The sequence below is a fragment of the Peijinzhouia sedimentorum genome (assembly GCF_049340005.1).
Classification (GTDB): Bacteria; Bacteroidota; Bacteroidia; order Cytophagales; family Cyclobacteriaceae; genus CAXBDP01.
The window spans coordinates 211,270-226,505 of record NZ_JBMPIY010000002.1 but is presented as its reverse complement, the minus strand read 5'-3'; the positions used below and the strand labels follow the sequence as shown (position 1 = coordinate 226,505).

Here is a 15,236-nt window from a genome sequence, read left to right as displayed (position 1 = left end):
TATTTTAGTAAAAATCCAATGGAATGATCTATGCGTAAGTAAACAAAAAAAGGAGGAAGAATGCGTTTTGCAAATGATTTCAAATTAGACATGAAGGTGCTAGATGTACAGAATACGCTTGCGGGAGGATGTGCAGCGCCTTATATCAAATTGCAGAAGGAGGATGGATTTTGGCTGGTTTATGCTAAAATTCCCGGCCTGAGAGAAAACAGATTCGATGTGGAGTTGGATAAGCGAAATTTGCGCATCAATTACAAACTTGAAATGCCGAATGTAGGCAATCAAGTAGATGGACATATTCGCTTGATGGCAGGTTATATGGAATTGCCAAGCGAAGTGAATATGCAAGCAATCGAAGCTGAATTTGAAGATGGTTTGCTCAAGATTATTATGCCGATAGATGCATATTTAGACAGTAATCTTGAAAATCCCTTTTCTGACAATTAATGTCTTTGATGCTGAAAAAGAGAAGCTCTGATAGATGCTTCACTTAATTCTAAAAATTCACCGGGCTGCAATTCACCTAATTGCAGCCCTTCTATTGCTACACGAATTAGACGCAAAGTAGGATGCCCAACCAAGGCCGTCATTTTTCTAACTTGTCGGTTTTTACCTTCACGTAATTTAATTTCTATCCAAGTTCTTTCAGGGTGCTTGAGATAATTCACTGGCGGATTGCGCTCTGCAATAACGGGTTGCGGATGTAAAATTTTCACTTTCGCTGGTGCAGTTCGGTGGATGGTACCCTTCATATTTATTTCCACACCCTTTTCTAATTTGCTCAGAGCAAATGCACTGGGCTTGCCTTCCACTTCTACCCAATAGCTTCGCCAATGCATAAATTTTGGATTAAGCAATTGATTATTCAAGCTCTTATCATTAGTGATAATCAACAAACCTTCGCTATCCTTGTCCAGCCTGCCTACGGGATATACATCTTTCGGAAGCTTAAATACACTCCCCAAACCGGGATTGCCATCTTCATCGGTAAACTGCGACAAAACCCCATAAGGCTTGTGGATAATGAAATATTGATTGGTCATGATTTTATGGTTTGAAGTATTGGTAATGGGTTATTTATAGACGCTTCGAGCAACTCATCCATTCCCATTCTGATGCGCCAGTTTGTAGCCCAATAATTATTTGCACGGTTGCCGATTTTCTTGATCCAACCTAATGGAATTTGCTGATAACTAATAAGATTCCACCCATTTTTGGCTTCACTATGATCAAAATCCTGACGAGATAGAAATGCCAAAGCATTCTCTAAATCAAGCTCAAGGCTAGGGAAGTTTTTGGAGAGAAAGCGGGAGGATAAAGCAAGTTCCGCAGCGGGTTTAAATTTGCCGTGAATAACAGATCCCACAGGGCAACCAGCCTGTAATACTTTTACTTGTGCAGCGAGTTGGTAAAGTGCATCTTCCCAATATTGCGGAAAGGCAGTAAGTTCATTGCCAACCATATAATAGCCCAAATCATCTCCATCGAAAAGCACAGGTAAAGACTCAGTAGCCTTTTTTGAAGCATTGCTTATCCAGTTTTGCTTTACTTTGCCGTAGCTGTACGACTCATCAGTTCCTTTTTTACGTATGCCGGCAAAGAAAAATCCTTCACCTTTTATCTTATGCGGATAGCATTGATAGCCAACAATCTTTCCTCCCGCTTCTTTTGGCGTGAGCTGATGGATATCAGGACTGGCTAATTGCAGAATTTCTAAATTATTGGCTTTGGCGAATTTTTCTATTAAAAGCTCATTTTCCAATGGATTGTATGTACACGTGCTATAAACGATCGTTCCGCCATCTTTCAAAGCGGGAAGTATATCTTCCAAAATACGCATTTGTCGACCTTCGCATAGTTTGCAATTATCTTCCGACCATTCCTTTATAGCTTCTTCATCTTTTCGAAATAAGCCTTCACCAGAGCAAGGAGCATCCACAACAATAAGATCGAAAAATGAAGGCAATCCTTTGAATCTTGAGGCATCGCTTTGGGTAATCACACTATTTGAGTGACCCCATTTGCTCAAGTTTTCTTGCAAAATATGCGAGCGTGATTTGATTACTTCATTGCTTACAAGGCAAGCATCTGGCGAAAGTAAACTGCGTAAATGGGTAGATTTGCCGCCTGGCGCTGCACACAAATCAAGAGCTAGAAGGGCTTTATTACTATCGATCCATTGATTAATGGCCAATTCCAAACTCATGCTCGAAGCTTCTTGCACATAGTATGCACCAGCGTGCAAAAATGGATCGGCAGTGAAAAGAGGCCTTTGAGGGAGGTAATATGCATTTTTTGCCCATGGGACAGCTTCTAAGGAATCAAGGGACTTCACCTTGTCGCAATTGATTCGGATAGAAGTGGGCGAAGGCGATTGAAGTGAATGCTCGAAGGCAGCAAATTGGTCTCCCAATAGTTGTTGCATTCGAGCGGTAAAGCTGACAGGTAAAACACTCATTAGCCCAATAATTTCACTAAAGTTGCGCCATAGCCAAACTTCTCCCTTTGAGCATCCTTAAAGGTAAGTCTAGGAGCAAGTTTGCTTAATCTTTTGTGGATTTCATGGCGGAGTATGCCATTGCCGACGCCGTGCACAAAAGTAATTTCATTCATATTATGATAGATTGCTCCATCCAATGCTTTTTCGAAAGCTTCCAATTGAATTTGCAGCATATCTTGATTACCAAACAAATGCGCATTGGGTACCAAAGCCTCAATATGTAGGTCAACAATCGTATCGGGCACGGCTTTTCGGCCATCCTCTTTAGAAGTGATTTTGTGACCATCTCCACTTAGCGCTTCCTTCAATTGCTGGATTGGCACTTCTATATGTTCGGCATCAAGCTGGTACAAATGAGCCTCCTGTTTAATGACTGGAGCCATGGCTTTGAGCTTGAAAAAGTTATTCGCCTTAGGTTTTAGGTTTTTGCGCAGGGTTGATGGCCTACTTTTGCTTTCAGCTGCATAATAAATAGCCTCTACTATAAATTCTGGCCAGTTTTCGAATCCTTCAAGGAAATAGGAAGTGCTTTTTACGGCACTTTTAGGTTCTAATATTCCATTTGCAAGACCTGTTTCTTCTATTCCTCGTTTCTCGAATAGAGCGAATATCAGTCTATAATCCGTGTTATTTATTAGTTGGCAATCCAGCTCTCGATCGTTTTTGGGAACAAAGGCTAGATAAATACCTTGCCTAGATTTAATTTCCCTCTTGGGTGTAAATACGCTGTCCTGTCTGATTGGGATCACTTTTTCATCTTCAAAAAAGCTGTTTTCTTCCCTCGCTACGAGTACTAGTTCTCGCACAGAAACCGGAATAACGAATCCATCTTCAATTTCAACTTCTACAATTCCGTTATTCTGAATTTTCCTGATTACACCTTGTCCTTTGCTATGGAGCATACGGACTTTATCACCTACATGCATTTTTAGATCTTTTGGCAAAGATAGGGATTATGGAAGTGAAAGCGCTTTCTAGGCTAAATTAATAGGAGAAGTGAATACTCAAATTTGCAATTTTTGATTATCCTGATAGGTAAGATTTGCTTAATTATTTCAAGAAAAACTTTGAGTGGAAGTTTTTTTTTGACTGATAATTTAATTTCTTGTGCTATGAAAAATAATTTAAAAACCATTATTATTCTACTTTTCACATGGCTTGTTTATGGCTGCAACTCTGTGGAGGAAAATGTAAATTCATTTAAACCAGACTTGATTGAGTTTGATGAATTTACAGTTCCTATTCCTCCATACATGACCAATGCTTGGAATGTAACTTCAGAAGTACCCAATTCTGACACAAAGAATATCATTATATGGGATGATTATAGAAAGACCTTTTTTGAGTATTCGATTGATAAGAAGGCCGTAGTAGATAGTTTAGTCCTGAATTCAGATACCTTGAATTTGAATGGCTTTAATACATTTGCTAAGAATGATCAAGGGTATTTTATACAAACTAATTTTGATTTTTTCTGGCTTGATAATAATGGAAAACTACTATCGAATTGGAGTAAAACTACTCGAGGGAGTAAATCAATGAAAAATCATGATTACACAAAAGCAATTTTAGGCTCAGATGGATTAAAGCAATCAGTGTTAAATAGTACTTCTTTTCCTTTAGGGTTCAGACTAATAAATGAACTTGGTATGGGCGTATATGAAGATGTTTTTTATGAATTTCCCGTATTGGGCTCTATGGATATGCAAACTGGTGAGGTGATTCAGTATGAAGTTTATTTCCCAAAAGATGAATATCAAATTGGAGATGGATCTTTCCCTACAGAAGGATTTCTGCAATTTACGGTCTGTGGTAAGGATTGCTTAGCTTTTAGTTTTGGAATAGACGATAAGATTCACATACTAAATACCAAATCAGGTGAAGTTCGATCACACTCTCTAAAAAACGAATATTTTGTTGTTGAAATTGCTCCTATTAGCAAAAGTAATTTTGAGAACCAATCAACAAAAATGGCCTATTACTCCTCCACTTCAAGGACTTACGGTAAAAATTTTTACAATCCATACACAGAAGGCTTTGTAAGAGTTGGGAGTGAAAAGATACAAGGAAACCAAAAGAGGATTTGTGAAATAATCAATAAGGATATGGAGATAGTTGGTTATACATTTCTTCCTAATAATTATCTTCTATCTCCATTATTTTTTAAAGATGAAATTCTGTTTCCTTATTTCCAAGGCTACAAAGAAGATGAAATGAAATTTTTGCGAATTAAGCTTGAGAATAATTAAAAATACAAACCATATCCCCTCAATCCATCTTTGCGATTGTATTCTAAAGTCGGTGCAGGGATTTTAATTAGATTGAGTGCATCGAGCAGGGTATTTAGGAAATTGTTTTGACCTTTGAAAGCTCTAAAATCTACATCTACTGATAAGAAATATCGTCTGTAAGGGTCTAAGCCGGCGGCTATATTTTCTTGATCACGGCCATAGATCATATCTGCTGCTCCGTAGCCTATAGAAATATTTAGCCATTTGGGTAAATTACTTTTCCTGTTGGATAGCAAATAGGGATTGGCTGAGAACCAATAGGTTTGTCCATTATAATCTTTGAGCCATTCCTCATGCAGGCCATCTCCCAAGGTGCCAGGTCTTTGGGAGGCGTAGCCCGTCCGCTGGAATGACAATTTGGGTTGTATGCGAGCTTCGCCCCAAGCGAGCTCTTGTACTAGGAATATTCCAGCACCTAGGCTATTTGCCGCCAGGTCGCTCCAAGAGAAGCCATAATCTTCAGAAAATCCATCCAAAACCTCTACCGGCAGCATCATTATTCCACTTGTAGCTGCTCCCCAAATAGCTGCTTTTCGATTGTCCATTCCTGCCCATCGAAAAGTGCCAGCTGCAGCAAAACTGATATGATAGGCCGAGTAAATATGTCCCAGCTTATCCATTTGTTTCCATTGAGCTAAGTCATCGAAAAAGTGAAAACTTCTTGTGGATTGATCGGAATACCAAGTGGCACTCAGTCCTGCCATGCCTAATGCATAGGTGGCTCCACCTCCCGCCAATACCCAAGTCAATCGCTTATTATCAATGCTATCACTATTAATGTGCTCCACATTGCCAATAGCCAATATTGGATTGCCAATAAGTAAGAGCAGGATCAATAGCCTTGATTTCATGTGGCGAAGATACTAAGCAAGCGCTTCTTTATAGGTGTCAATCGCTCTTTGTCTAGCAAATTTATGCTCCACCATGGGTTTTGGATATTTGCTCGTACCATATTCTGGGATCCATTTTTTGATGTACTTTAGCTCTTTGTCAAACTTATCAGTTTGCGAGCTTGGGTTAAATACTCTAAAATAAGGCTGAGCATCAGTGCCCGTGCCAGCCGCCCATTGCCAGCCGCCATTGTTAGATGCCAATTCAAAATCCAGCAGTTTTTTGGCAAAATAGGCTTCTCCCCATCGCCAGTCAATCAGCAAATGTTTGGTTAGGAAACTTGCCACCACCATACGCACTCTATTGTGCATATAACCAGTTTGGTTCAGTTCGCGCATGCCGGCATCTACTATGGGATATCCAGTTTTACCTTCGCACCATTTATGGAAATCCTCCTCGCTATCACGCCATGGAATCTGATCGTATTGAGGCTTGAAAGCATTGTTCACCACTTGAGGATTGTGATAAAGAATCATCATATAGAACTCTCGCCAAATAAGTTCTGACAAATAAGTCTCATTGAGTTTATATGCCTTTAGCGCTAATTCACGAACGCTTATAGTGCCAAATCGCAGATGGATACCCATTCGTGTGGTTCCTTTTTTTGCCGGGTAATCCCGCGTTTGGTCATATTGGGCAATGATGCTTTCATCCACTACGGCAGATGGAATGGAAATACTTGATGGACTAAATCCCATTTGCGCTAAACTCGGTACTTCAAATGGTTCGGTTTGGAAGAAAGGCGCTTGAGGTTTTGGCAATCCTAACGATGAAATATTGCTCTCTTCAAATGCTTGAATCCACTTTCTTTTAAATGGAGTGAACACTTTATAGAAATCTCCAGCATCGGTGAGGATCTCACTTTTTTCAAAAATCACTTGATCTTTGAATGTGTAAAAGCCAACGTTTTTTATTTTCAAAAATGCATCGATTTCGCTATCCCGCTCCTTGGCATAAGGCTCATAATCGCGGTTGGTATACACGCCATCTATTTGATATTCAGTGATTAATTTCTCAAATACCTCCCGCGGATTTCCATAAAATACGTGCAAACTGCTTCCATATTTTTGCAATTGTTTTGAGATTTCAGTAATGCGGTCATGAAGGAAGTTCACTCTAGCATCATCTTTATCTGCTAGCTTATCGAGTATCTTTTTGTCGAAAATGAAAATCGGTAAAACGGCTTTCCCATCTTGCAAAACATAATGTAAACCGATGTTATCATTTAGTCGAAGATCTCTTCTAAACCAGAATATGTTAATTTTTTCCATCATGAATCAAAACAGGAATGTGGAGGCAATGTTCCGCTAAATTGCTTCATTTGCTCGGACAGCTATCAATTTACTGGAAAAAGAAGCGGGAGGTTAAATTTGGCTAATCTTAAATTGGAAAGCTCCATCATTCATTCAAATCCCAATTGTAGTCTATGTAGCTTACTTTAGCATTTGGGCTTATTTGCGTCTTGCTGTATTTATTCAAATAGTCAATTAGGTTGCCATTTTTAGTGAAATCACCTGAAAACCACGAGAATATTTTTGAAACTTCGATCTGAGTCGATTGTATTTTGTTGTATGCAGGGTTGTTGATGTATTGCTTGGCTTGCTCTTCCAATTGCTGCTCAAGTTTGGCTGCGGTATAAGCTTCGTTTCTGAGTGGCGGGCAGGAAATTGAAGCACAATTAATGGCAAAGTGGATTCGAGGTTCTTCAAATTCTTTGCGGAGAATTTTATGCTCTATTTGGTCTAAGCTGGCATCTTCGCCACCAATTTTGAAGAATTTTTTATGCCATACGGTATTGAGCATAGGAATTTTGAGTGTGGGATGTAAATCTTGAATGCTCTTGACTGGATAATTATCCACAATCAATTTTACGGTAAAGGCATTGTAAGCATTAATCCAATAGGCTAGTTGCTCTGCTTCAGTCCATGTGGCTCTATCAGGTGGAGTATTACTGAGGGTACTTAGGTAGCTCTCAAGTTTTGCTTTATCACGAATGAATCCATGATAATTTACTTTCCCATTTTCGTCCACATGATTTTGCAAAAGAGTTGTCCATGCATCATGATTTGGAGCTTGTGTACCAGCTTGCCCTAGACTTTCGCCTTGGCAAGCAATGAGTGATGTAATAAGTAGAAGGAGGGAAAACAATCGGAGCATTGAATATATTTTGGATGATATACGCATGATTTGCCAATTCAGATTACAAGAAAGAAATTATTTATTCGTCCCCGGTTTCTCTATTGTTTTCTTCGTTCTTTTCAGCTTCCAATTCTTCTTCTGTTAGGCTTTCCCTGCGAATCGCTTCACGCTTGTTTTTGCTTCTAATGCTTGAGAAAAGTTCATTTAGCTTATCGAAACTTTGGGTGTACATTAAGCTGATTCCCGTAGTTGTGGCTGTATTATTCAATGCAGTTGACGCCATGTTTAAGTTTGTACGGCTAAATATTTTCACCCTGAATGCGCCATCTGCACTCAAAAGATATTCAGCTGTCCAGTCTCCTGCCAGACTTGAAACATTCACTTCATTACTCAAATTGGTAATGGCACCATCACGAGTAATGCGTAGTCTTCCATTAAGGAAGGTATAGGAAAGCCGTAGCTGGAAGGTATTTAAGGCTTGCTCATCAAGGCCAGCCAAGTCTATGTTTACCTCTAAGTTCTCATCTATTTGCGATACGTAATGGCTCAATTGACTGGAGAAGAATTCACTTACAGAGCGACCAAATCCGCCCCCGCCTCCAGTATCGAAAGAGTTTTCAGGTGAGAATTTTCGCAAAATGATCAAAGAGAAAACCTGCCTATTTAACTCCTGTTCATCGTTTTCGAGTCTGAATTTGAAGCTCGAAACCAAAGTTTCTAATTCTATATTCCCTTGAGGGTATTCGTCGATGGCAATGCCAAACTTGATTTCTGGAGAAAGCATAGAGCCAGTAAGATCCATGGTAACTCTGGTCGGATATCTACGCTGAACAGCAGGGTCGTTCAAGGCGGTTTCATTTCGGACTAATGGCGCAAGTGAGGCCATTTGTCTGTAAGAAGCCTGAATGTCGAGTATAGCTTCATATGGGTCACCAAGCCAACTGATTTTACTGCCGGGCTCAATAATAAATTCTTTGGTGATGATACTATACAGAGCAAAATTGTAAGCTCCTTCTGTAATTTCATAATCACCAAACATATTAAATTGACCATTTGTATCAATCTGCAATTTTAAATTTCCTCTGCCACGAGCTCTAATAATATCACCTGCTTTTTGATCAAAAATGATTTCTGCATAAGCATCTGGAGTTACCGCAATGTCAAAATCCAGCTTAAGTCCAGATAATACTACATCTCGCTCCATATTGATTTCCGCCAATACAAGGCTGTCACGAAAATCGACGAAGTGAATAAACTCGCTTTGCTCAACACTTGTAGAAGAGCTAATTGGAATGAATAGATTGGTACCGCGATTGGTAGTGGCTCTTACGCCAATTTCCAGATTACTAAACGGTCCGAGAACATTGAAAGTGCCTGTGGCGACAGCTGTACCATAATACAATTCATTTTCCTGAATAGTAGTATTTAGCACAAGTAGGTTGTCCATACTACCTCGAAGATCAACAACGAAATTCTTGAAGCCGTCATGGAAAATACCACCATTTATTTGCCCATTATTGTTGTCCTTATCTGTCAAAGTCAAGCCTCTAAAACCTATTTCATTTTGCGTAAATACAATGCTTCCATCAATATCATATAGGGTGTTTAAATAGTTGAATTTAAGCTGTCCAGCATCAATTTCTCCCGTACCTTCTACAATTGGGTTATCTAAGGAGCCTGTTACTTTAATCTGTCCAGTTGCAGTGCCAGCCATTTCTGAAAATAGCTCTGCTAGAAATGGCTCAGCAATATTAATATTGGCATTATCTAAGTTTGCGATTATGTTCAGCTGATCATTAGTTTGATTTGGATAATAGAACCCATCAATGGCAATTACTTTGCGGCTTTCTCGAACTATCCCAAGTGCAATCTCTACTAGCTGCTCTTCAGTATTCCATTCAGAAACTAAACTAAAATCACCTGCCAAGAATTTGTCAATACTGAATTTCAAAATATCCAAATTCGCATCAAATATCTGATTGTTATAGAAATCTTGGATGTCTAAATATCCATCGGCAGTTCCAAAGAATGGATAAGGACTAAAAGGGTTGAGGTTTTCGATTTGGAAATTGTCCATTTCTAAGCGTAGGTGCTTACTAGGATCTTCTGAAATGCTGCCAATTAGAGAGATGCTCTGATCTTGGGAAACGATCCTCAAATTCTCAAAATCGATTTCGCGTCCAGCAATAAAAATTCTGTTATTGTCGGCAAATTGCCAATCTTGCTCCAAAGCCAATAAATTGGAAGGCTGGAATTTGATTTCAGTACCCTCCCGCAATAAGTTAATCGAGCCAAATACCTCCGCAATACTATTGGTTGGTTCTTGAACTACTCGGCTACTAAAGTCTATTTTCTTTTCACTCCAAACTAAGTTTACATACATATCTTCCAATGTTCCTTCGTCTGAACCTGCATCGTATCTTTTTGACTCGATATATGCACTCGCCAGTATGTCTGTACTATCTGCGATTTTGGAAGTGTTGATGTCAATCAGGTTATCATTGAAAGTATTGGTGCCCATGCGGAATGTCTCAATGTCAGAATTCAAGGCAAACATGGAAGTGTAACCATTGATGAAGCTTCCCTCCACCCGCGTATTCTCTGAAACATATATGTATGGGTCAAAAAGTTGAATGATGGGGTTGGCGTCCTTTAAGGTGAAAGTGAAATCGGCTCGATAGTATTCAGTTTCTTCTTCAAGTTTTTTCTCTGCGTAATATGCATTGATTGCTTCTTGATCATTAATCAACGCCAGCTCAATTTCTTTGGCGTAGATTTGAGCATCTTCAATAATCGTGGTGAAATTAAATTGACCAAATATTTCTGCATCCAATAAGCTAGAAGTCAGTTTGATTTGACGATCTTGATTTTTCTTAATGCTCTGAAATTCTAGCGAGTCAAGCGTAAAGCTCCTACCGTTGTACACTACATAATTGTCGAGAAACTCCGCATAGCCAGTTAGACTGTCGATTTGTAAGCCTCGTAAATCCGTGTAGATGCGGGTGCTGATGAAAATATCTTCTTCAGTAAGGTTCAATTCTCTTAGAAATGCAGTATCAAGCTGAGCAGTGATATTGATCAAATCAAGATTGTTGCGGAGGTCAATAAATGCTGTTGCGGTGAATTTAAGGTTCGGATCTTCAATATCTATATCACCTTGGAATAGGTTATCTGCAAAGCGAATATCCGTTGTAATATTGGTGTAGTCATAGCCTTTGAGTCCAAGTTTGGAAAATGAAGCATCAAGTAAAACATCCGCATCTTCTTGGGTAAAGCCCTTCCCTTCGATATTGCCTTTCATGCTTACGCTTCCAATATTTTCGGTGTCATTGATAAACCTACCCAAATTGAAGTTTTGCAATGCCAAGGCACCTTTATATTGTGGGATCTGCCCAGGAATCAATTTCATGTTGATATCGGAATCGATATTGCCTATTGCTGTTTTGAAACTTCCATTGGCGACAAAGTCTTGGAATAGACCAATGAATTCTCCAGTAAAATTTACTCTACCAAGTGGTGCGATTTGCTGCAAGGTTTCGCGATCTAGGTATGGACTCAGATCATTCATCACCACAGATGAATTGAGCAAATTGGCAAATACGAATGTATTGTCAATATCAGGTAATCCTTCGAAAGAGAGGTTGCCAGATACGTGGCTGGCTCTACCAAAACCAAGTCGGAAATCACTCATCGCTATATTGCTGATTGGACCAGATACGATACCATCCAAAATGAAAAATTGATCGTAACCCGCTAGGGCAGGAGCAAAAAGCGCCAAGTCTTCAGAATAAATTCTAGAATTACTCAAGCTAGCCTCTATTGAAACGCTATCTATGAAATTGCTCAAATTAGATGGATTACTATATCTGAAAACTAGTGAATCCTTCACTACACTTGTACCAGCTGACAAATTGAGCTCTGTCAAGCCCATTTTGGTGTTGGAATAATGGAAATTGGTGCGGAGGTTATTGATTCGAAAGCCTGTTTCAGGTTCTAATCCTTCAAGACCTAATATTCTCAACTCTACCGTATCATTGCTTACACGCAGATCTCTAATATCTCCAAAAAGATCAGCAAAGTGTAAGTGATTGTAATCCATGCCACTTTCAATTGTGTCGAGGTTTGGGTTACTTATTATGAAATCGCTTTGCAGTAATCGAATTTGATCAATTTCGAAAGGTTTTGCTGCTGCAGTTGTATCTGATGATTTAGAGAGGTTACTAATTTGAGCGATAAACTCATTGATATTTAAGTCGCCATCTTCAGCATTGTTTATGAGCTGGACTTTTAGCTTTTCGGCTCGGAGCTCATCTAAATTGATGCTTTGCTGTGAAAATAAATCGGTGATATTGAAATCAAGCAAAATCTTATCAGCCCCCAACATCAAACTGTCTTGAGTGTCTCTTATTTCGAGCCCTTGTAGTTCAATTTCATCTAGCCATTTGATGCTAACTTTACTTAACTTTGTTTCGAAACCTGTCTTTTCAGTGAGGTAATCTGCTGCCTTTGTAACTACATATGTTTGAAAAGAAGGAACTTGTAGTAGTAGTACCAATCCTAAGACTAAGGTCAATAAGGTTATAATCGTCCACGATATTGCTCTAGCAATACCTTTTTTGATAACTTGCGCCTTAGATTTCTTTTCTGACAAAGCCTAAAAATGAGTGAAATTATACTTGCAATAGAGTCTTCTTGTGACGAAACATCTGCCGCAATAATTGCGGGTGGAAAATTAGTCAATAATATAATAGCAACGCAACGAATACACGAGAGTTACGGAGGAGTTGTACCTGAACTTGCTTCTCGTGCACATCAGCAAAATATCGTGCCAGTAGTGAGTGAAGCCCTAAAAGGAGCAAATATTGAAGCTAAAGATTTATCGGCCATTGCATTTACACGTGGGCCGGGCTTGTTGGGATCACTTTTGGTAGGAGCATCTTTTGCAAAAGGTTTAGCGCTTTCATTGGAGATACCATTAATTGAAATTAATCATATGCAAGCGCATATCTTAGCGCACTTTATTGAAGACCCAAAGCCGACTTTCCCATTTCTGTGCCTGACAGTAAGTGGCGGTCATACGCAGATAATCAATGTGAGGAGTGCTACAGATATGGAAATAATTGGGCAGACACAGGATGATGCAGTTGGTGAGGCTTTTGATAAAGCTGCCAAAATGCTAGGCTTGCCTTATCCTGGTGGACCTCATTTGGATAAACTGGCTCAAAAAGGTAATCCTGATCGTTTCACTTTTTCTGAAACTCAAATGCCTGATTTAGATTATTCTTTCAGTGGAATCAAAACCTCTATTTTGTATTTCTTGCGCGATGAACAAAAGAAGAATCCGAACTTTATTCAAGAGAATCTGGAGGATTTGGCAGCGAGTATTCAGAAATCATTGGTGTCAATGCTTTTGGGTAAATTAGTAAAAGCCACTCAATTACATTCAATCAATCAGATTGCCATTGCGGGTGGAGTTGCAGCAAATAGTGGTTTGAGAGGCCGATTGCAGGAATTAGCCGAGACGCATAATTGGTCTATTTTTATTCCATCATTCGAGTATTGTACAGACAATGCAGGAATGATAGCCATGGCAGCCTATTTTAAATACCAAGCAAGCGATTTTGTAGGGCAAAATGTAAGTCCAAATCCACGAATGGCTTTTTAGTAGCAGAGTTTTCTTCTTGTTTAATAGAGTGTTAAATAGCCTAATTTTGAAAAATGAAAAGCATCTTTAAAAAGGGTGACAAAAAAGTTTATATTCATAAGGTAAGTGAACAGGATGTTGCGGCATTTCATGGAGAAACAGTGCACCCAGTATATGCTACCTTTGCGCTTGCTCGGGATATGGAATGGAGCGGGAGGTTATTTGTCCTCGATATGTTGGAAGATGACGAACAAGGTATTGGTACTTTTATAAATATAGATCATAAATCGCCTGCATTCGTTAATGAGGAAGCTCAGATTACAGCAATTATTGAGGAAATCAACGGGCATGAAATTATTTGTAACGTAGAAGTGACAGTAGCATCTAGAGTAATTGCCAAAGGCTCTACAGGGCAAAAAATTCTAAAAAAAGAGAAGTTGGAGAGATTATTTAATTCGATTAAAAATGGCTAAAAAGGACGAGAGATTCTCAAATATTATAAATATCAAAAATCGCCGAGCTTCATTTGAATATGAGTTTATAGAAAAATATGTGGCTGGTATTCAATTATTGGGTTCGGAAATTAAGTCTATCAGAGAAGGAAAAGTGAATATTACCGATGCCTTTTGCTTTGTTGCCAATGAGGAAGTTTTTGTCAAAAATCTTCACATCACAGCTTACAGCAATTTGAGTTTCAATGCACCGGATCCCATGCGCCAGCGTAAATTATTACTCAACAAGAAGGAAATCAGGAAGATCGTAGCCAAAACGGAAGAAAAAGGATTGACCATAATACCCACCCGCCTTTTCATCAACGATCGAGGATTGGCCAAATTGGAAATTGCCATCGCCAAAGGCAAGAAGATTCATGACAAAAGAGATTCTATCAAAGACAAGGACATGAAGCGCGAAATGGATCGCATTAAATACTAATAGTCCATTTTTACACTTGCCATATTATAAAGAATAAAATACCTTTAGTAGATTTTATTCCTTTTATATGTTTGGTATTATTCGTCAGTCTCTTGTCCCTATTCGTGCCGAAGCTTCCCACCGAAGCGAAATGGTTTCCCAACTTTTGTTTGGTGAACATTATCGTGTTTTAGATAATGATACGGAAAAGGACTGGATCAGAATTATCTGTGCATTCGATAATTACGAAGGCTGGATTTCTCGTTTACAGCATACAGAAATTAGCGAAGCCTACTTCGAGCAAATCGAATCATCTGATTATAAAGTAAGCCTAGATTTATCTTCACCAATTCTTTTCAAAAAGGAGAGGATGAATATTTTGTTGGGTTCGGTATTGCCATTTGGAAGCAATGAGCTTTTTAAAATGGAGGAAACCTTGGCCTTTGGTGGAGAATCGAAACCGCTGAGCCAAAAGTGGAAAATGCCTCAAATGAAGGAGTTGGCGCTGAAATATCTAAACACACCTTATTTGTGGGGTGGCCGAAGCCCATTCGGGATCGATTGCTCAGGATTCACCCAAGAGGTATTTAAAATTTGTGGCTACAAGCTAAACAGAGATGCTTCACAACAGTTTTTGCAAGGAGTAGAAATTGAATTTGAAAATGCAAAAGCAGGAGATTTAGCATTTTTCGGAAATGATGATAAAATTGATCACGTGGGTTTGATATTAGAAGAAAATAGAATAATCCATGCAAGTGGTCATGTGAAAATAGACACGATAAGTGAGGTAGGTATTCAGAATGCGGGAGGTGAATTTACCCATAAATTAAAAGGAGTTAGACGACTCATAAATAAATGA

Annotated in this window: 13 protein-coding genes; 6 read left to right on the top strand and 7 right to left on the bottom strand. The window is 39.0% G+C overall.

Annotated elements, in window-relative coordinates; genetic code table 11:
* Nucleotides 1–60: 60 nt before the first annotated feature.
* The gene (locus ACOXY8_RS04030; protein WP_458330261.1) at nt 61–447 is read left to right on the top strand and encodes an Hsp20/alpha crystallin family protein; all 387 of its coding nucleotides are present in this window, start codon (nt 61–63) and stop codon (nt 445–447) included.
* Here ACOXY8_RS04030 and ACOXY8_RS04025 read toward each other — a convergent pair.
* The 3 genes from ACOXY8_RS04025 to ACOXY8_RS04015 are packed head-to-tail and all read right to left on the bottom strand — an operon-like array spanning nt 444 to nt 3,426.
* Nucleotides 444–1,043 (bottom strand): pseudouridine synthase, encoded by a 600-nt coding sequence (locus tag ACOXY8_RS04025; protein WP_458330260.1) that lies wholly within the window; start codon nt 1,041–1,043, stop codon nt 444–446. The genes ACOXY8_RS04030 and ACOXY8_RS04025 overlap by 4 nt on opposite strands.
* Nucleotides 1,040–2,458 carry a methyltransferase RsmF C-terminal domain-like protein gene (locus tag ACOXY8_RS04020; RefSeq protein ID WP_458330259.1) on the bottom strand — a complete coding sequence of 473 codons (1,419 nt, stop codon included), beginning with the start codon at nt 2,456–2,458 and terminating at the stop codon, nt 1,040–1,042. The genes ACOXY8_RS04025 and ACOXY8_RS04020 overlap by 4 nt, the downstream gene beginning before the upstream one ends.
* Entirely contained in the window at nt 2,458–3,426 is a 969-nt protein-coding gene (locus ACOXY8_RS04015; RefSeq protein ID WP_458330258.1) for a DUF2027 domain-containing protein, read from the bottom strand. Before ACOXY8_RS04015 ends, ACOXY8_RS04020 begins: the two co-directional genes overlap by 1 nt.
* Before the next feature lie 186 nt (nt 3,427–3,612).
* Here ACOXY8_RS04015 and ACOXY8_RS04010 point away from each other — a divergent pair, with 186 nt between their 5' ends.
* A complete protein-coding gene (locus tag ACOXY8_RS04010; protein ID WP_458330257.1) occupies nt 3,613–4,749 on the top strand; it encodes a hypothetical protein in 1,137 nt (378 codons plus the stop codon).
* Here ACOXY8_RS04010 and ACOXY8_RS04005 read toward each other — a convergent pair.
* The 4 genes from ACOXY8_RS04005 to ACOXY8_RS03990 all read right to left on the bottom strand — a co-directional run bounded on the left by ACOXY8_RS04005 (nt 4,746) and on the right by ACOXY8_RS03990 (nt 12,472).
* A complete protein-coding gene (locus ACOXY8_RS04005) occupies nt 4,746–5,642 on the bottom strand; it encodes a DUF2279 domain-containing protein (protein ID WP_458330256.1) in 897 nt (298 codons plus the stop codon). The genes ACOXY8_RS04010 and ACOXY8_RS04005 overlap by 4 nt on opposite strands.
* Nucleotides 5,643–5,654: 12 nt before the next feature.
* A complete protein-coding gene (locus tag ACOXY8_RS04000) occupies nt 5,655–6,953 on the bottom strand; it encodes a cryptochrome/photolyase family protein (protein WP_458330584.1) in 1,299 nt (432 codons plus the stop codon).
* A 127-nt stretch (nt 6,954–7,080) separates the two neighbouring features.
* Nucleotides 7,081–7,839, bottom strand: coding sequence for a DUF547 domain-containing protein (locus ACOXY8_RS03995; protein ID WP_458330255.1), 759 nt, complete (start codon nt 7,837–7,839; stop codon nt 7,081–7,083).
* Nucleotides 7,840–7,900: 61 nt separating this feature from the next.
* Entirely contained in the window at nt 7,901–12,472 is a 4,572-nt protein-coding gene (locus tag ACOXY8_RS03990) for a translocation/assembly module TamB domain-containing protein (protein WP_458330254.1), read from the bottom strand.
* 9 nt (nt 12,473–12,481) lie between these two features.
* Between ACOXY8_RS03990 and tsaD the strand changes: the two genes are divergently transcribed.
* The 4 genes from tsaD (at nt 12,482) to ACOXY8_RS03970 (ending at nt 15,236) form a co-directional block, all read left to right on the top strand.
* Complete coding sequence (gene tsaD, locus ACOXY8_RS03985; RefSeq protein WP_458330253.1) at nt 12,482–13,486, top strand: tRNA (adenosine(37)-N6)-threonylcarbamoyltransferase complex transferase subunit TsaD; 1,005 nt, start codon at nt 12,482–12,484, stop codon at nt 13,484–13,486.
* 53 nt (nt 13,487–13,539) lie between these two features.
* A complete protein-coding gene (locus tag ACOXY8_RS03980; RefSeq protein WP_458330252.1) occupies nt 13,540–13,938 on the top strand; it encodes a thioesterase family protein in 399 nt (132 codons plus the stop codon).
* On the top strand, nt 13,931–14,398 hold the full coding sequence (smpB, locus tag ACOXY8_RS03975; protein ID WP_458330251.1) for an SsrA-binding protein SmpB: 468 nt from the start codon (nt 13,931–13,933) through the stop codon (nt 14,396–14,398). Before ACOXY8_RS03980 ends, smpB begins: the two co-directional genes overlap by 8 nt.
* Before the next feature lie 67 nt (nt 14,399–14,465).
* Nucleotides 14,466–15,236 (top strand): C40 family peptidase, encoded by a 771-nt coding sequence (locus tag ACOXY8_RS03970; protein WP_458330250.1) that lies wholly within the window; start codon nt 14,466–14,468, stop codon nt 15,234–15,236.